General features: G+C 65.4%; 19 protein-coding genes and 1 tRNA gene. 2 read left to right on the top strand and 18 right to left on the bottom strand.

All coding sequences use genetic code 11. The annotated features are described in order from the left end of the window. Positions 1–230: 230 nt before the first annotated feature. Together ACXJKC_RS09100 and ACXJKC_RS09105 are read right to left on the bottom strand one after the other, a co-directional pair. Positions 231–1652, bottom strand: coding sequence for an SDR family NAD(P)-dependent oxidoreductase (locus tag ACXJKC_RS09100; protein WP_456696384.1), 1422 nt, complete (start codon positions 1650–1652; stop codon positions 231–233). A gap of 26 nt (positions 1653–1678) precedes the next feature. Further along, positions 1679–2521 carry a siderophore-interacting protein gene (locus tag ACXJKC_RS09105; protein ID WP_456696385.1) on the bottom strand — a complete coding sequence of 281 codons (843 nt, stop codon included), beginning with the start codon at positions 2519–2521 and terminating at the stop codon, positions 1679–1681. A gap of 35 nt (positions 2522–2556) precedes the next feature. On the opposite strand from ACXJKC_RS09105, the gene ACXJKC_RS09110 reads away from it, so the two are divergent. Beyond that, positions 2557–4482 (top strand): M13 family metallopeptidase, encoded by a 1926-nt coding sequence (locus tag ACXJKC_RS09110; protein WP_456696647.1) that lies wholly within the window; start codon positions 2557–2559, stop codon positions 4480–4482. A 115-nt stretch (positions 4483–4597) separates the two neighbouring features. After that, entirely contained in the window at positions 4598–5818 is a 1221-nt protein-coding gene (locus ACXJKC_RS09115) for an MFS transporter (protein ID WP_456696386.1), read from the top strand. 74 nt (positions 5819–5892) lie between these two features. Here ACXJKC_RS09115 and ACXJKC_RS09120 read toward each other — a convergent pair whose 3' ends face one another. From ACXJKC_RS09120 to rpmA, 16 genes are all read right to left on the bottom strand, one after another. Continuing rightward, positions 5893–6270, bottom strand: coding sequence for a hypothetical protein (locus ACXJKC_RS09120; protein ID WP_456696387.1), 378 nt, complete (start codon positions 6268–6270; stop codon positions 5893–5895). A 2-nt stretch (positions 6271–6272) separates the two neighbouring features. Further along, the gene (locus ACXJKC_RS09125; RefSeq protein ID WP_456696388.1) at positions 6273–7394 is read right to left on the bottom strand and encodes an HTTM domain-containing protein; all 1122 of its coding nucleotides are present in this window, start codon (positions 7392–7394) and stop codon (positions 6273–6275) included. Between the two features lie 5 nt (positions 7395–7399). Beyond that, positions 7400–8149 (bottom strand): DUF5819 family protein, encoded by a 750-nt coding sequence (locus tag ACXJKC_RS09130; RefSeq protein ID WP_456696389.1) that lies wholly within the window; start codon positions 8147–8149, stop codon positions 7400–7402. Positions 8150–8242: 93 nt separating this feature from the next. Beyond that, positions 8243–10054, bottom strand: coding sequence for a choice-of-anchor G family protein (locus ACXJKC_RS09135; RefSeq protein ID WP_456696390.1), 1812 nt, complete (start codon positions 10052–10054; stop codon positions 8243–8245). Positions 10055–10208: 154 nt separating this feature from the next. Further along, positions 10209–11147, bottom strand: a complete 939-nt coding sequence (locus ACXJKC_RS09140) for an HTTM domain-containing protein (protein WP_456696391.1) — start codon at positions 11145–11147, stop codon at positions 10209–10211. Further along, positions 11144–11983 (bottom strand): DUF5819 family protein, encoded by an 840-nt coding sequence (locus tag ACXJKC_RS09145; RefSeq protein WP_456696392.1) that lies wholly within the window; start codon positions 11981–11983, stop codon positions 11144–11146. The genes ACXJKC_RS09140 and ACXJKC_RS09145 overlap by 4 nt, the downstream gene beginning before the upstream one ends. 64 nt (positions 11984–12047) lie before the next feature. Then, positions 12048–12120: transfer RNA gene (locus tag ACXJKC_RS09150), tRNA-Ala, on the bottom strand. Positions 12121–12150: 30 nt separating this feature from the next. After that, positions 12151–12840 (bottom strand): histidine phosphatase family protein, encoded by a 690-nt coding sequence (locus ACXJKC_RS09155; protein WP_456696393.1) that lies wholly within the window; start codon positions 12838–12840, stop codon positions 12151–12153. Then, positions 12837–13190 (bottom strand): ribosome silencing factor, encoded by a 354-nt coding sequence (gene rsfS, locus ACXJKC_RS09160; protein WP_456696394.1) that lies wholly within the window; start codon positions 13188–13190, stop codon positions 12837–12839. The genes ACXJKC_RS09155 and rsfS overlap by 4 nt, the downstream gene beginning before the upstream one ends. After that, the gene (gene nadD / locus ACXJKC_RS09165) at positions 13187–13825 is read right to left on the bottom strand and encodes a nicotinate-nucleotide adenylyltransferase (protein ID WP_456696395.1); all 639 of its coding nucleotides are present in this window, start codon (positions 13823–13825) and stop codon (positions 13187–13189) included. Before nadD ends, rsfS begins: the two co-directional genes overlap by 4 nt. Positions 13826–13830: 5 nt before the next feature. Continuing rightward, a complete protein-coding gene (locus tag ACXJKC_RS09170) occupies positions 13831–13980 on the bottom strand; it encodes a hypothetical protein (RefSeq protein WP_456696396.1) in 150 nt (49 codons plus the stop codon). A gap of 22 nt (positions 13981–14002) precedes the next feature. After that, a complete protein-coding gene (locus ACXJKC_RS09175; protein ID WP_456696397.1) occupies positions 14003–15250 on the bottom strand; it encodes a glutamate-5-semialdehyde dehydrogenase in 1248 nt (415 codons plus the stop codon). 22 nt (positions 15251–15272) lie between these two features. Beyond that, the gene (locus tag ACXJKC_RS09180; RefSeq protein ID WP_456696398.1) at positions 15273–16883 is read right to left on the bottom strand and encodes a helix-turn-helix transcriptional regulator; all 1611 of its coding nucleotides are present in this window, start codon (positions 16881–16883) and stop codon (positions 15273–15275) included. A 42-nt stretch (positions 16884–16925) separates the two neighbouring features. After that, positions 16926–18014, bottom strand: a complete 1089-nt coding sequence (gene proB / locus ACXJKC_RS09185; protein WP_456696399.1) for a glutamate 5-kinase — start codon at positions 18012–18014, stop codon at positions 16926–16928. Continuing rightward, positions 18011–19552 (bottom strand): GTPase ObgE, encoded by a 1542-nt coding sequence (obgE, locus tag ACXJKC_RS09190; RefSeq protein ID WP_456696400.1) that lies wholly within the window; start codon positions 19550–19552, stop codon positions 18011–18013. Before obgE ends, proB begins: the two co-directional genes overlap by 4 nt. A gap of 133 nt (positions 19553–19685) precedes the next feature. Next, positions 19686–19949, bottom strand: a complete 264-nt coding sequence (rpmA, locus tag ACXJKC_RS09195) for a 50S ribosomal protein L27 (protein ID WP_159541070.1) — start codon at positions 19947–19949, stop codon at positions 19686–19688. Positions 19950–19955 lie beyond the last annotated feature (6 nt).

Raw genomic sequence — 19955 nt, forward strand, 5'->3', positions numbered from 1 at the left:
GAACTGACTTGGGCACAGCGGTGAGCAAACATCGCCGGACTCGACGCAGGTTGCGTCAACAAGACAACGACCGACCTCCAGAATCATGACGCCACAAGTGCCAATTGACCCCTGTTCAGGGGACAAGTGGATCGTTGCGCGACTCCAGCCCAGATGTGCGGGCTCGTGCACGTTTCCGGGCCACCGGGACGTGCACCGCCCCGCACATCTGGGCTGGGTGAGGTGCGGCCTTAGCTGCCGCCGCCGATTGCGGCGGGACCGTCCTCACGACGGATGTCGATGATGTGGCCGGTCTGGTTGGCCAGCAGCACGTCGAGCGACTGGCGGGCGACTTCCATCGAGCTCAGCAAGGTGCCTTCCGGCTCCTCGCCGAAGGCCTTGGTGCGCATCGGCGTGCCGGTACGTTCGGGGTTGACGCAGTTGACGCGCACTTCGCCGGCCCACTCGTCGGCCAGCGCCTGAGTCAGGTTGACGACGGCGGCCTTGGCCGAGGAGTACAACGAGTAGCCGCCGCGCCCACGCGTGTAGGACGACGACGTGAACAGCAGCAGCGATCCACCTGACGCGGCCAGGTGCGGGTAGAACTCCTGCGCGATGAAGATCGGCGCGAGGTAGTTGATCTCCGTGGCCGCGAAGATCGTCTCCTCCGAGGTGTCGGCCAGATCTTCGATGACCAGCACGCCCGCAGTGTTGACGACGAAGTCGATCGATTCGCAGTCTTTCAGCACGGCCTGAGCAGCGGCCGCGATGTCCTCGCGGCGGTCGACGTGCGTGTTGGTCGACGACCGGGAGAACGTGCGGACGTTCGCGCCGAATCCACGTGCGAGCTCGGCGATGTCGCCGCCGATGCCGTACGAGCCGCCGAACACGACCATGGTCTTGCCTGCCAGCGCCGCGCGGTACTGCTCGTCGGTCAGCTGATCGGGTGTGTCGGCCGAATGCAGCTGGAACAGCTTGTCGGCGATGTAGACATCGATCGGTTCGGTGACCTTCATATTGCGCTCGTGGCCCATGACAACCGCGATCGGCACTTCGGGCAGATACCGCAGCACGACGGTGCAATCGTCAGTCGCGGTGAAATCAGGGTCCTGCCAGGCCAGCGCGTAGGCCTGACGGATGACCGACAGCCGGAACGCCTGTGGCGTCTGGCCTCGACGCAGGAGGTGTCGCTGCAGGACGTCCTCGATCGTCTCGGACTCGGCGTGCGGATCGTCGTGCACCTGAACAATCGTGTCGGCCGACGGAATAGCGGTGTCGACCGCCTGGTGCGTCGTCAGCGCGGCGACGACGTCGCCGATGATGGTCTGCGAGACCAGGGGACGCACGGCGTCGTGGAACAGCACGTTGCACTCGTCGGTGCCGAGGGCCTCGAGCGCGCGGCTCGTCGACTCGTTGCGGGTCTGGCCGCCCTCGACTATCTGGGTGACCTTGCCGTAGCCGCCGTTCTGGACGATCGCGCGCACCGGGTCAAGGTGTCCCGGCGTCATCAGGATGACGATCTCGTCGATCAACGGCGATGCCTCGAAGGCAGCAATCGTGTGCTCGATGATCGTCTTGCCGGCAATCTTGATGAGCTGTTTGGGGATCGACAGTCCGACCCGTGTTCCGGTGCCACCTGCAAGGATGACGGCCACGTTGCGCAGTTCAGTCACCCGACGAGGTTACCGCCCACCGGCTGTCAGGACGTGCCCGGTCGCATGACGGCCTCGGTTTGCTGCGACTTCCAGACGCGGAAGCCCTCTTCGGTCGTGCCTCGGCGCCAGTAGGCCGAAACCGAGACATCGGCACGCGCGACCGCCTTGTCGTTCAGCACGAACGGCCGAACGCTCTTGAGCAGCGCCGATTCTCCATGAATGAAAGCGTGAGCCCGTCCCGGCAGCCAGGGCCAGTCCCGGACCGCGTCGTCGAGCAAGGACGTCGTCCCGGCCGCGGCATCTGCCCGATGCAGCCAGCGCAGCTCCAAGTCGGCCTTGGTCGGCAAAGCGATTTCATCTTCTGGGCCGTACACCTCGATGAAGGCGACGGCCCGATCGCCGGCCGCGAGTGCTTCGAGCGCGGCCGCGATGGCCGGGATACTGGCCTCATCTCCGACGAACAGGTGCCAGTCGGCCGAAGGATCGGGCGCGTACCCACCATTGGGGCCGCGCAGGTGAATCTCGTCGCCGGGCTCGGCGTGCGCTGCCCAGGGTCCGGCGATGCCTTCGTCCCCGTGCACCACGAAATCGATCGCGAGTTCGCGGGCGGCCTCGTCGACCCAGCGGATCGTGTACGTCCGCATGACAGGCGCGGCATCGGCCGGCATCTGTTCTTTGACGACGGTCAGATCCAAGGGCTCGGGATACTCGAACCCGTCGGCCAGGAAGACGAGCTTGCCGTAGAGATCGGTGTAGGTCTGTGGCAATGCCGCCCGGTTGCGTTCGAAGTCGGCGAAGCCGGGGCCGCCCAGCACCACACGGCGCAGGGACGGGGCGATCTGTTCGGTCCGGATGACTGTCAATCGGACCGGAATGTTCTTGCTCACTTGTGTAGCCTACTGGCGTGACCCACGGCATCGATATGACCCAGTTCTCGCCTTCTGTCCGGGTGCAGGACGACCTGTTCCGCCATGTCAACGGGCCTTGGCTCGAGACCGCGGAGATCAAACCTGATCGGGCGACGGCCGGCTCGTTCGTGACACTCGTCGATGAGTCCGAGGCCAAGGTGCTCGACATCATCACTGCTGCGAGCACCTCGCCGCAGGACGATGAACAGCGCAAGATCGGCGATCTCTACGCGAGCTTCATGGATGAGGAGCGGATCGAAGCCCTCGGTGCGCAGCCGCTGAAAGCCGAGCTCGACCAGGTCGATTCGATCGACGACATCGCCTCGTTCATCACGGTGCTCGGCGTCCTCGACCGGCAAGGTGTCGGCAGCGTCTTCGGCATGTACATCGCCCCCGACCGGGGCAACCCCGACCGCTACGTCACGCATCTCAGCCAGGGTGGCATCGGCCTCCCCGACGAGTCGTACTACCGCGAGGACGAGTCTGCCGACATCCGCACGGCATATGTCGCCCACCTGACCACATTGCTGGATCTCGCCGGGCTCGATGACGCCGCGGGTCGCGCGGCCCGGATCATGGACCTGGAGACACGGCTCGCCTCATTCCACTGGGATCGGGTGGCCTGCCGCGATGCGCAGAAGACCTACAACCTGGTCGATGCCGAAGGGCTGCAGGCGCTTGCACCGGCGTTCGACTGGACGTCGTGGTCCGAGGGCGCGCAGGTCGCACCACAGGTGCTTGCCGAGGTCGTCATCTCACAGCCGTCCTTCGTGGAGGGTCTGGAGACGCTGCTCGTCCCGGCGGAGCTCGAGGCGTGGAAGGACTGGCTGCGCTGGCAGGTCGTCCACAGCGCCTCGGCCTATCTGTCGAGCGACTTCGTCGACGCCAACTTCGAGTTCTACGGACGCACGCTCAGCGGAACCGACGAACTGCGCCCCCGTTGGAAGCGCGGCGTCAGTTTTGTCGAGGGTGCGATGGGCGAAGCCGTCGGCAAGATCTACGTCCGCACCGAATTCCCGCCGGCCTCCAAGGAGCGGATGACCGAGCTGATCGACAATCTGCTTGAGGCGTACCGGCAGAGCATCTCGAGCCTGTCGTGGATGAGCGAGGAGACCAAGAAGCGCGCGCACGACAAGCTCGACTCGTTCAATCCCAAGATCGGCCACCCCGACGAGTTCAGGGACTATTCCGCTCTGGAGACCGCACCCGACGATCTACTCGGCAACGTGCGGCGCGCGATCGCCGTGGCCACCGATCATGAGCTGGCCAAGATCGGTTCGCCGATCGACCGCGATGAGTGGTACATGACGCCTCAGACCGTCAACGCCTACTACAACCCCACGATGAACGAGATCGTGTTCCCGGCCGCGATCTTGCAGCCGCCGTTCTTCCACGCCGACGCCGACGATGCGGTCAACTACGGAGCGATCGGCGCTGTCATCGGCCACGAGATCGGCCACGGCTTCGACGATCAGGGATCGCAGTACGACGGTTCAGGTGCCTTGAGCAACTGGTGGACCGATGACGATCGCGAATCGTTCGAGAAGCTGACGTCGGCGCTCGTGTCGCAGTACGACGAACTGTCACCCGACGGCGCGGACGGCAAGACCGTCAACGGCTCGCTGACGATCGGTGAGAACATCGGCGACCTCGGCGGACTCGGTATCGCCCATCAGGCGTTCCGACTCACCGATCCCTCCGCCGACCCGATCGACGGCTTGACCCCCGATCAGCGATTCTTCGTGTCCTGGGCACAGGCCTGGCAGTCGAAGGTCCGCCCCGCCGAGACCGTGCGCCGACTGACGATCGATCCCCACTCGCCGCCGGAGTTCCGCTGCAATCAGGTAGTGCGCAATATCGACGCGTTCTACGAGGCCTTCGCGGTCACCGAAAGCGATGCCCTCTGGATGGACCCGAGCGACCGCATCACTATTTGGTAAGGCGCGCGCGGCTCCGCCGCGCCCTGCGACTTCGTCGCAGCTGGGCTTCGCCCAGGCGCCTGCCTTCGTTCGCTGGCGCTCACTCGGCCCATAGTTGGGGCGATAGATTGCTTTTGTGAGTGACCCTTCCGTTGTCGATCCGGTTCAACGACGGATTGTTTCTGTGCTTGTTTTGGTGCAGGTTGTGGGCGGGATCGGCAACGGTGCCGGAATAGCCGTCGGTGCACTGCTGATCAAGGACATCAGCGGCTCGTCCGGCTGGTCTGGCATGGCCGTGGTGATGTTGACGCTCGGCGCCGCGGCCTTCACGATGCCCCTGTCATCGCTCGCCGCGCGAGCCGGACGTCGTCCTGCCCTCACCCTCGGCTGGCTCACCGGAGCGACGGGCGCCGCGGTGACCGTCCTGGGCGCCGAGACCGAATCGCTGCCGATCGCCTTGACCGGCCTCGTCCTGTTCGGCGGCAGCACCGCGGCAAATCTGCAATCGCGGTTCGCAGCGGTCGACCGCGCCGGGCCCGAACAGATCGGCCGCGCCTTGTCGATCGTCGTCTGGTCGAGCACCGTCGGCGCGGTCATCGGCCCCAACCTCACCGGTCCCGGGGCATCCTTCGCAGGAGCGGTCAATATGCCTGACCTGGCCGGTCCGATGATCTTCTCCGCCGTCGCCTTCGCGATCGCGGGGGTCATGACGTGTGTTCTGTTGCGCCCCGATCCCCTGGTCCGCAACGCCGATTCCGCGCCTGCACCGCGCGGGATCCGAGCAGCACTGCCGTACGTCCGCGGTCGTACCCTGACCGCGATGTGGGCAACCGCCTCATCGCATGCCGTGATGGTCGCCGTCATGGCCCTGACCCCGGTCCACATGGCAGATCATGGCGCGGCCCTCAAGGTCATCGGTCTGACGATCAGCCTGCACATCGCCGGGATGTACGCCCTCTCCCCCGTCATGGGCTGGTTGACCGACTCCTGGGGCGCCGACCGAACCATCCTGCTGGGCCAGTCGATTCTGTTGCTCGCAGTCTTCGTCGCCGGCACATCGGGCAGCTCCGAGGTCCAGATCACAATCGGTCTCACGCTGCTCGGCATCGGGTGGTCCGCATCGGTCATCGCGGGTGCCGCCAAGCTCACCAGCTCGCTCGAGGTCACGACTCGGCCGCTGGTGCAGGGCCTCTCAGACCTCGTGATGAATCTGGCCGGTGCACTCGGCGGACTGGTGGCCGGCATCATCGTGGCGGCCAGCAACTTCGGCACGCTCAACGCGGCCGCCGCCGTCCTCACGATCCCTGTGGTCGCCATGGTGCTCTCAGGACGGCGTGTGGCGGCCCGCCGCGCCTAAGTGCCGACGAAAGAATCGGGTTTTGTCGCCGGATACGCGGACAAAACCCGATTCTTCCGTCCCCGAGGCGGGACTCAGGTCGTAGGAGTCGGCTTCGGGAACGGTTCGGATGTCCAGGTGAACTGGCCACCCTCCCCGTTGATCTTGACCGACGCGATCGCGATCTTCTCGTCCTGACCATCGCGGCGCACGCTGCAACGGAACTTCGAGCCCACGGCCTCGTCGACCTTCTTGGGGCATCTGGCCTTCAAGGCGAAGCCCGTCTGGCCTTCCAAACGACGCTCGATATTGGCTTCGACTCCCTGGGTCGACATGTAGACGATCTTGGGAGCCACGGGCTCCTTCTCTTCGGCCGCCGGATCATCGCCCCACATCTTGAGTCCCATCACGAGCACCACGACGCCTGCGACGACCAGCAGGACCAGCAGGACGTTGATCAGATTCTTCTTCATTCTCATCGCCTCAAGACATTCGCGCGGAACCAGTCGGAGACCGGGTACACAGTTCGTTCGGCCACCGCGAACCAGGCATCCTGCAGGTCGTAGCCACGCATCGCGAACCAGTCGCCCGCAGGCGCCAAAGCACTTCTCAGACGCTCGTCGAAACGCTCATAGGTGCCTGTCGAGACGAACAGCGCGACCAATGCCAGACAGGCCAGCGAACTCCACGGCAACGCCAGGAGCACCGCGATCAGGACGTTGACCACGATCGTCGCTGCGATGACGATCCGGCGACTGATCGGATTGAGCAGCAACGGCGCGAAGAACAGCTGGGTCAAAAGCACCGCGTACGTCAGCAGAGCGAGTGCCACGGTACTGCCCGTCAACAGATCGGACAGGGCCGGGAACGGCCTGAACTCGGGTAGCTGCATCGTGGAGTACAACGCCGTCCCCTGTTGCCAGATCTTCTGCGAGACCTTGTCGAGACCGCCGGCCATGAACAACAAGATCGTCTGCGTCGCGAGGCCGAGCAGACCGACGTGATGCAGTCCGCGCGACAGCCATACCGGCAGCACCTCCTCGCTGCTGCGTGCGGCCCGCGCGGCACCACCGCCACCGTTCCCACGACGGTCACGTCGCCAGGCATCCAGTGACCAGCGTTCGGATGACTGCATCAACAGCAGCCACAACAGTGCGATCCGGATCAGATTGTCGCTCTCATCCGCGACAACGGGATTCTGGGCGACGATCGCGATGAACCCCACGAGGGTCACGACGTTGGAGGCCTTGGCGTGCCAGCCGAGCAGCAAGGAGACGGCGGCCAGCATCGTCACGACGTAGAACACCGTCAGGATGTCGCCGCTGACTCCGTCGAGCAGAGCGATCTCGGGGAACTGGCTGATGGCCCGTGCCGGCTCGGCCCAGACTGATCCCTGCCCGACCCACACCTGACGGGTCGTGAAGTTCGAGATCAACAGGCCAAGCACCGACAACGCCATGCCGATCCGGCACACCGCGACGCCGTACAGACCGCGAGGCTCAGCCAACAACCAGTCCTCGGCCGCGAAGATCCAACGCCGGAACGTGGCCACGACCAGATCTCGGACATCCAACAGGCGATATCCCACGTCACGCACCGTCGTCACCTCCCCACGTATTCGTCGAATGCTGTCTGCGCCTCATATGTCGCCTCGAACGCCCTCCGATAGCCGAACGCGAACCAGGAGAACTCGACATCGCGTACCGTCTTGGACGATCGATCGTCGACGTCCGGCACGGTGCGCCGTCCGACAAGGTACTGCACCTCGAGGATCTTTCCGCCGAACCTGGCCTTGGCGTACATCGAGGCGAACCGGGTGGCCATCTGGTCATAGGCCATATAGGCCCTGACGGCGTTCGGACTCCCCGCCGCGGCCAGCCGGCCCTGTAGCACGCTAACGGGGGTGGAGATGTAATTGGTCTTGACCAGCTTGCGCTGTTTGCTGTCGAGACCGTACATCGCGCCGTTGATATTGGTCGCGAGCCTGCGGCCCATCTGGTGCACCCGCGCAGGATCGAGGCTGTGCCGCAAGGCCGAGGTATCGGCGCGAGTCACATCGACCCATTCGGTGACCCGGTCCTTGCCGGTGGTCTCGTTCTCGATATGGGCACGGAAACGGAACGACTCGTCCACGAACTGCGCATTCGGGGCCAGGGCACTCCATGACTGACCGAAGTACGGATTGACGTACGTCTCGAGCGTGCGCTCCCCGATCGAGTCCCGGACCGGGCCAGAGGGCGCGAGCCAGAACATCAGCACGGCCGAATGGATCAGGGCCACGAAGGCCAGTACGAGAAGCAGGCCACGCTGCCACAGCCGGGTGTCCGACCGGCCGTCTCTCGCATCTGACATGGTGTTCCGTCCTCGGGCCGAAAGCGCCGCTGCCGGTGACCTGAGGTCACCGGCAGCGGCGGTCGAACGCAGTTGAATCAGTTACTGGATCGATCAGGACTGCATGATCCGGCGCTTCTCGTTGAGGAGCACACCGCCACCGAAGAGCGCCAGGGCCAGGCCCAGCAGCATGAACGGCAGCAGGTTGCGTCCGGCACCGGCATCAGGCAGCGCCTGTGTCACGTCGGCATCGGACTGGGCGTCAGCGTCAGCAACTGCATCGGCGTTCGCATCTGCGTCGGCGTCGGCAACCGCGTCCGCCGCGGTGTCTGCGTCGGCGTCCGCGTCGACATCGACGTCAGCGTCCGTGTCGGCGTCGGTATCGACGTCAGCATCGGTCACGTCGGCGTTCGTGTCGGCGTCGTCGGCCACATCAGCAGCCAGCACTCCCGCCTCGGAGGTGGCCAGATCGACGTTCGCAACGTCTCCCGCGAGCAGGTCCACGGCCAGAGCCGAGGTGCGGTAGTACGTACCGACCGCAGCAGGTGACGTCGTGGTACCGGCGGCCGAGACCGTCGGAGTGTTCGACGACGACTGCTTGTTGCCCGTCAGCTTGACGATCTTGCCGAGGTCAGGAGCCAGCGTGCCGAGCAGGTCGTCGATCGGTGCACCGATGCCGGCGACAGCTGCCGAGACAGCATCCAGGACGTTGGTCAGCGGATCGGTGATCGTGCCCAGATCGATCGTGGGCAGCGCGGTTCCCGCAACGGAGACCGTCACGGCGACGTCGCCGATGCTGTCGACGATGTCGGTGATGGCCGAGTTGATGATCGCGGTGATCTTGCCCGAGATCAGGTCCGACGTCAGGAACGAGACGATGTCGGTGTTCGGCGGCAGGTTGTTCAGATCGACATCAGCGGCCGTGAGGATCGCAGCGAGGTCGAGCGTGATCTTGCCGGTCGACAGGTCGACTGCGACGCCACCGCCGGAGAAGCTCTCCAGGCCGTTGGTCACGCTGCCGAGGCCGGTGATGTTGACCTCGATCAGCTGGCCGAGGATCGGGCCGGTCAGGATGGTTCCCAGAGCGCCGAGGTTGCACAGATCAAGAGATGCGGGTCCGCCGCCGGGCAACAGCGCGAGCGCCGTCTCCAGAGCCTCGACGACAGGGCCCAGACCCAGGGTCTCAAGCTGCGCGAACAGCGCCGTGGTCGTGACGCTCAGCGTGTCATTGACCAGGGGGCACAGCTGAGCCGGCGAGATCGTGATGTCGTCGATGGCCTTCAGCGGATCGAGCGCATTCGTCAGATCGCCGACCAGCGTGCCCAACAGAGGAACCGAGACGTCGAGCTTCAGCCCGCCGATCTGGTAGTCACGGGTCGCGGTCGAGCCGTCGACCGAGGTGACCGACGACAGCGCGCCGATCGTCAGGTCGACGCCGGCGAGCTCGTCATTGATGCCGTTGAGCAGTCCGCCGTCGAGGGAGATCTTGGCATCCGCGGGGAACTCACCGTTGCCGGGAGCCAGCACCGCGCCGGTGTTGTTGACGGCGCCCGAAGCGCCGGCTGCCTTATTGGTCGACGACGCCGCGGCGTACTGGTTCACAACTCCGGCCGAACCGTTGCTCGGGCTCAGGAAGTCGGCCAGGTTGAGGTTCAGCCCGCCCGGCAGGTTGATCGGGATCGAACCCAGCAGGGTCAGCGACAGCGGGTTGGTGTTCGCGCCGGGGTTCCCGGGGTTCGCTGCGGACACACCGTCCAGCTTGGCCAGGGTGTCGAGGTTGGTTCCACCGATCGAACCACTCAAGAAGCGTCCAGCGGAGTACGATTTGGTCGCGTCAGCGCCGTTGGCGGAGAACGAGAGGCCAGCGGTGACGATCATCGTCGCCAGGCCGACCGCCAAGGAATTCTTGGCGAGCTTGTTTTTCATGGAGGGTGACTCCTTGATTCTTATGTTGGACGCATGGGAGTGCGCAGGTGACGGCTGTCGCAGATGGGAGTCTGCTGCCGGTCAGTTTAACCACAATCCCAGGTCACTGAGGACCAAGGTCCCGATCAATTCGGGATTCGGAGTGTGTTCTGCTTCACAAAGACCGGGATTCTCGCTGCTTCTGCGACCGTCTGTCACGGACCCACTCGGCCGCACGCGTCCACGAGGCGTCACTGACCAAGATCATGTCGACCGCGATCATGACAAGCGAGAAGTACAAGATCCCCATGAAGATGCCGATGCCCAGGTGCATTCCGGTGATCAGGATCAGCGCCAGGAATCTCGTCGGACGGTAGATCAACAGCACCGGGAAGAACAACTGGACGACGATCGCCAGGTATGTCGCGCTGGTGATCACGAGCCCTTGGGCATAGATCGGCTGCAGCCAGTCGTTCCACGGCGAGTACGCATCGGTCTGCAGCGGATAGTAGACCGCCGTGCCGTCCCTCCAGACCGGGCTCTGCAACTTCCAGAATGCCGACGCGACATAGACCATGACGACTTGATGGATGATCAGGATCATCGCGAGATTGTGCAGCGTCGCGGTGACCCATACCGGCATCAGAGGCCGGATCTCGCCACGCCCGCTGCGCAGTCGCGCATCGAGCGACCAGCGCAGACCCGCGTCGGTGAAGCACAGATAGAGCAACACCATGCGCAGCACCGCGTCCCCACCCGATCCGACGAACGGATTGGCGACGTAGAGGCTCATCCACAACAGCAGCGTCAGAATCGACGAGGCCCGCGTGCGGTAGCCGACCATCATCAGCACCGCGAACACGATCGTCGCGATATAGGCCAGATCGAATCCGACCGGTCCGAGCTGTTCGTACAGCCCGAGGAAGGACGGCCACGATTTGGCGTCGGCCACCGAATCGCTCCAGCGGGCGCCTTCGCCCCACGTGTAGCTGCGATCGAACCAGTTGACGATCAGCTGGCTCGCCACGATGAACCCCAAGATCATGCGGGTCACCGCGAGACCGTACGTCGAATGCTTTTCGGTGCTCAGCCAGCCGATGGCGCGATCGATCATCGATGCCTCCGATCGAATTCGGCCACGGCGCGACGTTCGTCGGCTCCGCCCGGCGCCGGCACCCGCCATCCGCTGGTCCGCTCGACTGCCAATGGCCGCGCGGCTTCACGGTTGGCGGCACTAGCCTGACGGCTCGCGTACGGCACGACGCCGCGCGACCGTAACTGGTACCGCACCGCTGTGAACGTCCGCTCTGGCCATCGTCCCATCACGACATCGGTCGCGAGTCGCGACGTGGCCTGCTCGTAGGTCAGGAACGTGGCTATCCGGGCGGGGTCGGCTCCGTCCGCGGTCAGCTGCTCGCGTAGCTCGGACCAGTCGAGCGGATCGGTCTGCGAGGTCGCGTCAGCCAGGGCCTTTTGGGCCGTGCCGATCGCGCGATAGCGCTGGCTCAGGGGCCCGAAGAGCTTATTGCTGACATAGCCGGCCCGCCCGCCCACGAGGCGATGGTGGATCAAGTCCAGTTCGACCTGCGTCCAGTTGATCCACGGAGTGCGTTGGGCCGTGCCGTCGGCGTCGAGATATGAGCCCTGCAACAACAGTTCGCGGTCCTCCGAAACCGGAGACGGCGCGAAGAGTCTCCAGTTCTGCGCGAAGTACGGCTGCAGATATCCGGTATGCGGGGTGACGATCTCGCTGTATTGGTTGGGCGGCAATGCGTTGAACGTGACCGCGAACAGATGCGCTGCGGCCAGAAGTCCCGCGACCGCGACGAACGCGGATCTCTTCGTCACCCGGGGCACGCCGGACACGGTATCAACCTTCGCGGTCTCGGCATCGCCCGAAGCCGATACCGTGCCGCGTGCCGCGGTCCGCGGCCAGACGTTGGATGTCACGGTTCGTAGACGCGAAAACGGCCCCGCCAACAGGCGGGACCGTTTTCGGTAGTTCACGTTCTTGTGGAGCATAGGAGATTCGAACTCCTGACCTCTTCCATGCCATGGAAGCGCGCTACCAACTGCGCCAATGCCCCGCGCGGCCCCTCATCAGGGCCTTGCCCAGCCTAGCGGATGGGTTCCGAAGCGTTCAATCCGGGTCCTTCGTCATCGGAGAACACAGGTTCGGGCAGAGTGCCCGCATTCCACTCGGTCAACCGCCATTTCGCCCAGGATCGGTGCCTGCTCTCCTCCAGGATCGACCACGAGCAGTTGCCCAGGCCTCCCAGCGTGCCCCAGTGGGACTCGGGAATTCCCAGGAACACGCATACGCCGGTACGCAGCACCGCGCCATGCGCGACCACGACCAGCACTCCCCCGGGAGGCAGCTCCGTCAGCGCATCGCTCAGGCCCGCGGCGAATCGCTCGCCGGCCTGGCGGTACGTCTCGCTGCCGGGGATCTTGGTCTCGTCGCCGTCGACCCAGGCGCGCATACCGTCAGGGAATGCCTCCCAGGCCTCGCGCCAGGTCATGCCTTCACGCGCGCCGAAGTTCATCTCGCGAAGGCGCGGGTCGAGCTCGACCGACTGCCCCGTGAGTTCGCCCAGCATCCGCGCCGTGTCGTGCGCGCGAGTCAGGTCTGAGCTGATGATGCGATCGGGACGTAGCGCCGCGAGTCTGGCGGCGGCGCTTCGCGCTTGGGCGCGTCCGACATCATCGAGCTCGGTATCGCTTTGGCCCTGGACACGACCGGCCAGGTTCCACGACGTCCTGCCGTGGCGCCAGAGGATGACCTGTCGCGTCGTGGGTCCTGTCACGACAGCGAAACCGGCGGGCAGTCGCTCCACAACCGGTCGAGCGCGTAGAAGACCCGCTCCTCCTGGTGCTGCACGTGAACCACGATGTCCTGGAAATCGAGCAGCACCCAGCGTCCCTCCCGCTCACCCTCGCGCCTGACCGCTTTGACGCCGAGTTCGATCATCCGCCTCTCGACGGCGTCCTGGATCGCTTTGACCTGAGGCTCGTTGGCAGCTGAGCAGAGCAAGAAGACATCGGTCAGGGCGATCTGCTGGGACACGTCGAAGGCGACGATGTCTTGCGCCAGTTTGTCTTCGGCGGCAATCGCCGCAGCGCGAGTCAGCTCGAGGGCGCGATCGGTGGCAGTCATGGAGAGCTTTCGGTTGATGGTGCGCAATAGAGCTTATGTTTGCCGATGTACTGCACGACGCCGTCGGGCACGAGGTACCAAACGGGTTCGTCGCGCTCGACGCGAGCGCGGCAGTCAGTCGACGAGATCGCGAGTGCCGGAATCTCGACCAGCGTGATGCGATCGCCCGGCAGCCCTTCGAGAGTCGTCTCATCCAAATCGTGGCCGGGGCGGGTACAACCGACGAACTGGGCCAGCTCGAACAACTCGTCGTGGTTACGCCACGTCAACAGGGCGGCCATCGCGTCGGCACCGGTGATGAAGTACAGATCGGCATCGGGATGCAGAGCAGCCAGATCACGCAGCGTGTCGATCGTGTAGGTCGGTCCGCGACGGTCGATATCGACCCGACTGACCTTGAATCGAGGATTCGCGGCAGTCGCGATGACCGTCATGAGATAGCGGTCCTCGGCTGCCGAGACTTCGCGGTCGGCCTTCTGCCATGGCTGTCCCGTCGGGACGAACAGGACCTCATCGAGGTCGAACCACGACTGGACCTCACTGGCCGCCACGAGGTGACCGTGATGGATGGGGTCGAATGTGCCACCCATGACGCCGACACGACGGCGCCCGCTGACGTTCCGGGCGGCACCCATGCGGGTCAGGAGTGCTCGCGACCCTTGCCGAACGCCAACAGGGCCATCAGCAGGACGAGCAGGATCGCCAGGGCGATGCCACCCACGGCATAGGGACTGATTCCGATATCACGCAGGTGCTCGGTCTCTTCGGCCGCAGCGAGGAACGAATGCATGGGCTCAATCTATCCCAGTCCCCTACCGGACGTGACCATCGCCCACCACGACGTAGGTCGTGGTCGTCATCTCGGTGAGGCCCATCGGACCCCGGGCGTGCAGCTTCTGGGTCGAGATGCCGATCTCGGCGCCGAAGCCGAACTCGCCGCCGTCGGTGAACCGGGTCGAGGCATTGACCATGACGGCGGCCGAATCGACGCCCTGGGTGAACCGGGTCGAGGCCGGGAGCGACGAGGTGACGATGGCTTCGGTGTGCCCCGACGAGTAGGTGCGGATGTGAGCGATCGCTTCCTCGATCGTGTCGACGACGCGGGCGGAGATATCGAGCGAGAGATATTCGACGCCGTAATCCTCATCCGTCACCGCCACGACATCCTCGTTGATCGCGCGGAACGCCTCGTCGCCGTGGATCGTGACTCCGGCGGCTTGCAAGGACTCCACGACGCGCGGCAGGAACGTATCGGCGACCGCGCGGTGCACCAGCAACGACTCGGCCGAGTTGCACACACTGGTGCGATGGGTTTTGGAGTTGAGCACGATCGATAGCGCCATGTCGAGGTCGGCGTGCTGGTCGACGTACACATGGCAATTGCCGACGCCGGTCTCGATGACCGGGACGGTCGACTGCTCGACCACGGTCTTGATGAGTCCCGCTCCTCCGCGGGGTATCGCGAGATCGACCAGGCCCCGGGCCGTGATCAAGTGCGTCACGCTCGAGCGATCATCGGCACTGATCTGGGTGATCGCATCGGCTGGCAAGCCCGATTTCTCCAGCGCGTCGCGCATGATCTCGATGATCGCGGCATTGGATCTGGCGGCCGACGAGGAGCCGCGCAGCAGCACGGCGCTGCCGGCCTTGAGGCAGATCGCGGCGGCGTCGGCGGTGACGTTGGGACGGCCTTCGTAGATCATCGCGATGACACCCATCGGCACCCGGACCTGCTGCATCCGCAGCCCGTTGGGAAGTGTGGTTCCGCGGACTATCTCGCCGATCGGATCGGGCAGGCCTGCGATGTCACGCACTCCGTCGGCAAATGCCTCGACGCGGTCGGCATCGAGTTGCAGCCGATCGATGACGTTCTCCGGCGTGCCTGCGGCACGTGCAGCTTCGACGTCGAGGGAATTGGCCTCGACAATCGCCTGGGTGCCGGCGATGAGCGCGTCGGCGATGGTGTGCAGCGCTGCGTCCTTCTCCGCGCGGGTCGCCATGGCCAGCGCTGCGGCCGCGACCCTGGCTCGACGGGCTGCGGCGTGTACCTGCTCGATCATGAACCCAATCCTAGTGGGCGGTCTAGTGGGCCAGGTCAGGCGCAGATCCCGCACCCCGGACACGCGCCGCGATCGCCGACCGGGTCCGTACGCCGAGCCGCTCGAACAGTCCGGCCACGTGCTTCTCGACAGTCTTCTCACTGATTCCGAGCAAGGTCGAGATCTCGGCATTCGTGTGTCCGCGCGCTACCAGATGCGCGACTTCTCGCTGCCGCGCGGTGAGCACATCGTCGAAATGGGGCGGCACGGTGGCAGCTCCACCGATCTCGCGACCGATGCCGACTCTATTGGTCGTGCCCAGGGCGCTCAGGATCGTGGCCACGTGGCTCTCGACAGTCTTGTCCGAGAGCCACAATGCGGCCGCGATCTCGCGGTTCCGCAGGCCCGCCGCCGCCAGCTGGGCGATGTGTTGCTGGGTCGACGAGAGAGTCTCCCAGCCGAAGCCCGGCACATTGCGGAGCCGGCGCCCATGGCTCCGCAGCTCACGTTCGGCCCATTCCTTGACTGCGGTCGCACCCGCCGCGCCGGCCCGGCGGGCCATGTCCTCCAGTTCGTCGATTCCCCGGATTCGGTCTCCGGCGGCCAACCGACCCGAAGACTCGATGATCCGTGCCCGGATGACCTCCAGATCACTGCCGACCAGCGCAGCAAGCAGCCCAGAATCGGCTGAAGCTTCGATGCCGGTGGCAGTGTCAGCCGATGCCAGCGCGAGTCTGGCCTGGATGCGGCCCAGTGCCGCCGATGCCATCATGTGACCCTGCACAGGCAGCACCACCGCACGTTCGGACCATGATCGCGCGGCGTCGAGATCAGCACGGGCCAGCGCATGGTCGACAAGGATCTCGTAGCCGTATAGCCGGTCGACGATCTGCAGTCTCGGCAGATACTCTCCCCCGCCACCGGAAAGGATCACCTTGGCCGCATCGTCCAGACGGCCGATCGCATGGGCCCCGAACGCTGCCATGACCCAGGCTCCCGCATGGATGTAGTCATGATCGCGCGGTTCGGTACCCGGTCTGCACAGCTCATGCAGGCCCGTGAGCACGGCATCGGTGCGCCCCAAGTGCCCGTCGACGAAGATCCTGGCCCCCCGGGCCAGCAGCTGCATCTGCGGCCACTGGCCGATGAGCGGCGAGTCGAGTACTCGCGAGACGAGGCGATCCGCGTCGCCGAATCGTCCCTCGAACGATCGCGCCCGGGCCAAGGCGATGGCGCTCCACGCAGCAGACGGGGTGAGGATCAACCCGTCTGCCACGACCTCGCCGGCAATGTCGGCTGCCCTCGATATCCACCCCGATGACATCGCGGCCTCGATCTCGAGCACTGCCGTCACCTCACCGAACGGGCCGCCAGGACGACTCGGCCCACTTCCGACCGTGACGACGCCGGCACACACCGCCACGGCCAGATCCCTCGCGGCGGCGGCCAAAGGCGACAGCGTCGGACGCAGGTCGAGAGCATGAGCGGTGTCGAGAGCGTCATCGAACCGGCAGGTCAGGACTCGCAGGAACGCCGCAGTCGCCAGCACGCTGTCACCGTCGAAGTCGTCGGCATCGTTCAGCGAGGCGAGTGCCTGGTCTGCGTCGTGGGTCAAACCCGAGGACAGCAAGTCCACGATCGCAGCGGGATCCATGATCGGCACGTTACTCGCTGCCGGCCCCGCTCGGGGCGAATCTCAGACCAACATGAGATCGTCGCGATGCACGACTTCACGCTCGTACTCCGCGCCGAAGGCAGCAGCGAGTTCACGCGTCGACCGTCCCATCAGGGTAGGAATCTCGTCGACGTCGTAGTTGACGATCCCCCGGGCGATCACGACATCGTCGGGACCGACCAGATCGACGGGATCGCCGGCCGAGAAGGCTCCCGTCACTCCCGTGATCCCGGCAGGCAGCAGCGAGGCCTTCCGTAACGTGAGGGCGCGCACCGCTCCCGCATCTATCCGGACCGAGCCCTTGGTGTCACTGGCATGTGCGAGCCACAAGAGTCGCACCGAACGGCGCCGACCGGTCGGGTGGAACCGGGTGCCGACCTCGAGGCCCTGCAGTGCCTCGTCGGCCCGGGCAGCCGAGGTCAACGTCACGGGGATACCTGCCCCCGTCGCGATGCGGGCTGCTTCGACCTTGGTGATCATCCCCCCGGTACCGATCGCCGATGCACTCGGACGCACGATGTCGAGGGCGCGCAGATCGTCCTCGCCGTGCACATCGGTCACCACGCGGGTGTCGTCGCGCTGCGGATCACCGTCGTACAGTCCGTCGACGTCTGACAGCAGAACCAGCCGGTCGGCCCGGACCAAGTGGGACACGAGTGCGGCCAACCGGTCGTTGTCGCCGAAACGGATCTCGCTGGTCGCCACGGTGTCGTTCTCGTTGACGATCGGGACGACGCCGAGCTCCAGGAGCCGCGCGAAGGTCTGATAGGCATTGCGGTAGTGACTGCGCCGGGTCACATCGTCTGCCGTGAGCAGCACCTGCCCGACCACCAGATCGTGCGCGGTGAATCGCTCGGCGTACCGCGCGATCAGGGCGCCTTGGCCGACGCTTGCCGCTGCTTGCTGGGTGGCCAGATCGCGGGGTCGCCTCGTCAGCCCGAGGGGGGCCAGTCCCGCCGCGATCGCACCCGAGCTGACCAGGACGAGTTCATCCCCGCGGGAACGAGCGGCGGCCAGCGCATCGACCAGGGCATCGACCCGCGCACCGTCGAGGCCGCCTTCAGCTGTGCTCAGCGATGATGAGCCGACCTTGACGACAACACGACTCACGCCGGATCCTCGTTCCGGCCATCACCGTCCGCCAGGTCATCGTCTTCGTCGGTGAAGCTCCAGTCGGGAAGACGTCCTTCACCGCGCAACTCGCGCTGCTCGGCTTCGAATGCGCGCCGAGCCGCGAGCTCTTCGCGACGCTGCACATTGGTACGACGATCGGACTGATCGATGCGAAGGTCTTCGCCGCGGCGGCCGAGGATCTCCGCACCGGCGGGAATCTGCGGATCGAAGTCGAACACGACCGCGTCATCTTCGTCGCCGATGACAACAGCGTCGCCGGCCTGGGCACCGAGCTTGAGCAGCTCGTCCTCGACACCGAGACGGTTGAGCCGGTCGGCGAGGAAGCCCACGGCCTCGTCATTGGAGAAGTCGGTCTGACGGACCCAGCGCTTGGGCTTCTCGCCTCGGACGACCCACTGCTCGTTGACCTGGTTGATCGTGAACTCGCGACCGACACCGGCTTCTGCCTTGGGCCGCAACACGATGCGGGTCACCTCGGCAACCGGTGTCGCGGCGCGACGCGATGCCACGACCTCGGCCATCGCGAACGACAGCTCCTTCAGACCCGCATGGCTCGCAGCCGACACGTCGAACACGTCGTATCCACGGCCCTCCAGATCATCGCGCACGAAGCCGGCGATCTCCTTGGCGTCGGGCACGTCGGTCTTGTTGAGCGCGACCATGCGGGGGCGATCGAGCAGATCGCTGCCGGTGGCCTCGGAGTAGGCCTTCAGCTCGGCCTCGATGACGTCGAGGTCGCTGAGCGGATCACGCCCGGGATCGACCGTCGCGCAGTCGATGACATGCACCAGCGCGGCGCAACGTTCGACGTGGCGCAAGAAGTCGTGGCCCAGGCCGCGTCCCTCACTGGCTCCCTCGATGAGTCCCGGCACGTCGGCGACCGTGAACGTCGTCGAACCGGCCGTGACGACGCCGAGGTTGGGCGCCAGCGTCGTGAACGGGTAGTCGGCGATCTTGGGCCGGGCCCGCGACAGCGAGGCGATGAGACTCGACTTGCCCGCACTCGGGAAACCGATCAGGCCGATATCGGCGACAACTTTGAGCTCGAGTGTGATGGTGCGTTCTTCGCCGGGCTCGCCCTTCAGCGCGAAGCCGGGAGCCTTGCGCTTGGACGATGCCAGTGCGGAGTTGCCGAGACCGCCACGACCGCCGGCGGCGATCACCAGCTCGACGCCGGGGCCGATCAGATCGGCCAGCACCTCGCCGTTGGCGTCCTTGACGACTGTGCCGTCAGGCACGCGAAGTACCAGGCCCTCGCCATTGCTGCCGCTGCGGTTATTGCCTGCACCCGGCGCACCGTTGGTACCGCGGCGGTGGGGTTCGTGGTGGAAGTCGATCAGGGTTGTGACGTCGGCGCCGACCGAGAGGACAACATCTCCTCCGTTGCCGCCGTTGCCGCCATCAGGTCCACCGAGGGGCTTGAACTTCTCGCGGTGAACCGAGGCCACGCCGTCGCCACCGGACCCGCCCGCGACGTGGAGAGTCACTTTGTCGACGAAGCTGGGGACAGCCATCGGTCGCGCCTTCCGTGCAATGCCTCCCGGCACCTTCTGAGTGCTCGAGAAGCGGAAATGGAACGAAGGGACAGTCCGCAGTGGCGGACTGCCCCTTCGATTCTCTGTCGAATCAGAGAGTGGGTGTTCGCTGTTACTCGGCCGGAACGCCCGGGACGATGTTGACGACCTTGCGGCCGCGACGACGTCCGAACTCCACCGAGCCGGCCGACAGCGCGAAGAGCGTGTCGTCTCCGCCGCGGCCGACGTTGGTGCCGGGGTGGAAGTGCGTACCGCGCTGACGAACGATGATCTCGCCTGCGTTGACGAGCTGTCCGCCGAAGCGCTTCACGCCGAGGCGCTGTGAATTTGAATCGCGGCCGTTCTTGGTAGAGGCTGCGCCCTTTTTGTGTGCCATGTGCTC

The organism is Aeromicrobium sp. P5_D10, from assembly GCF_054049535.1.

Bases quoted from the DNA above. Each gene is read 5' to 3' on its own strand.
- ACXJKC_RS09110 (WP_456696647.1), top strand. From the start codon at position 2,557: ATGACCCAGTTCTCGCCTTCTGTCCGGGTGCAGGACGACCTGTTCCGC.
- ACXJKC_RS09120 (WP_456696387.1), bottom strand. From the start codon at position 6,270: ATGAAGAAGAATCTGATCAACGTCCTGCTGGTCCTGCTGGTCGTCGCA.
- ACXJKC_RS09130 (WP_456696389.1), bottom strand. From the start codon at position 8,149: ATGTCAGATGCGAGAGACGGCCGGTCGGACACCCGGCTGTGGCAGCGT.
- ACXJKC_RS09135 (WP_456696390.1), bottom strand. From the start codon at position 10,054: ATGAAAAACAAGCTCGCCAAGAATTCCTTGGCGGTCGGCCTGGCGACG.
- ACXJKC_RS09140 (WP_456696391.1), bottom strand. From the start codon at position 11,147: ATGATCGATCGCGCCATCGGCTGGCTGAGCACCGAAAAGCATTCGACG.
- rsfS (WP_456696394.1), bottom strand. From the start codon at position 13,190: ATGACTGCCACCGATCGCGCCCTCGAGCTGACTCGCGCTGCGGCGATT.
- nadD (WP_456696395.1), bottom strand. From the start codon at position 13,825: ATGGGTGCCGCCCGGAACGTCAGCGGGCGCCGTCGTGTCGGCGTCATG.
- ACXJKC_RS09170 (WP_456696396.1), bottom strand. From the start codon at position 13,980: ATGCATTCGTTCCTCGCTGCGGCCGAAGAGACCGAGCACCTGCGTGAT.
- ACXJKC_RS09175 (WP_456696397.1), bottom strand. From the start codon at position 15,250: ATGATCGAGCAGGTACACGCCGCAGCCCGTCGAGCCAGGGTCGCGGCC.
- ACXJKC_RS09180 (WP_456696398.1), bottom strand. From the start codon at position 16,883: ATGGATCCCGCTGCGATCGTGGACTTGCTGTCCTCGGGTTTGACCCAC.
- obgE (WP_456696400.1), bottom strand. From the start codon at position 19,552: ATGGCTGTCCCCAGCTTCGTCGACAAAGTGACTCTCCACGTCGCGGGC.
- rpmA (WP_159541070.1), bottom strand. From the start codon at position 19,949: ATGGCACACAAAAAGGGCGCAGCCTCTACCAAGAACGGCCGCGATTCA.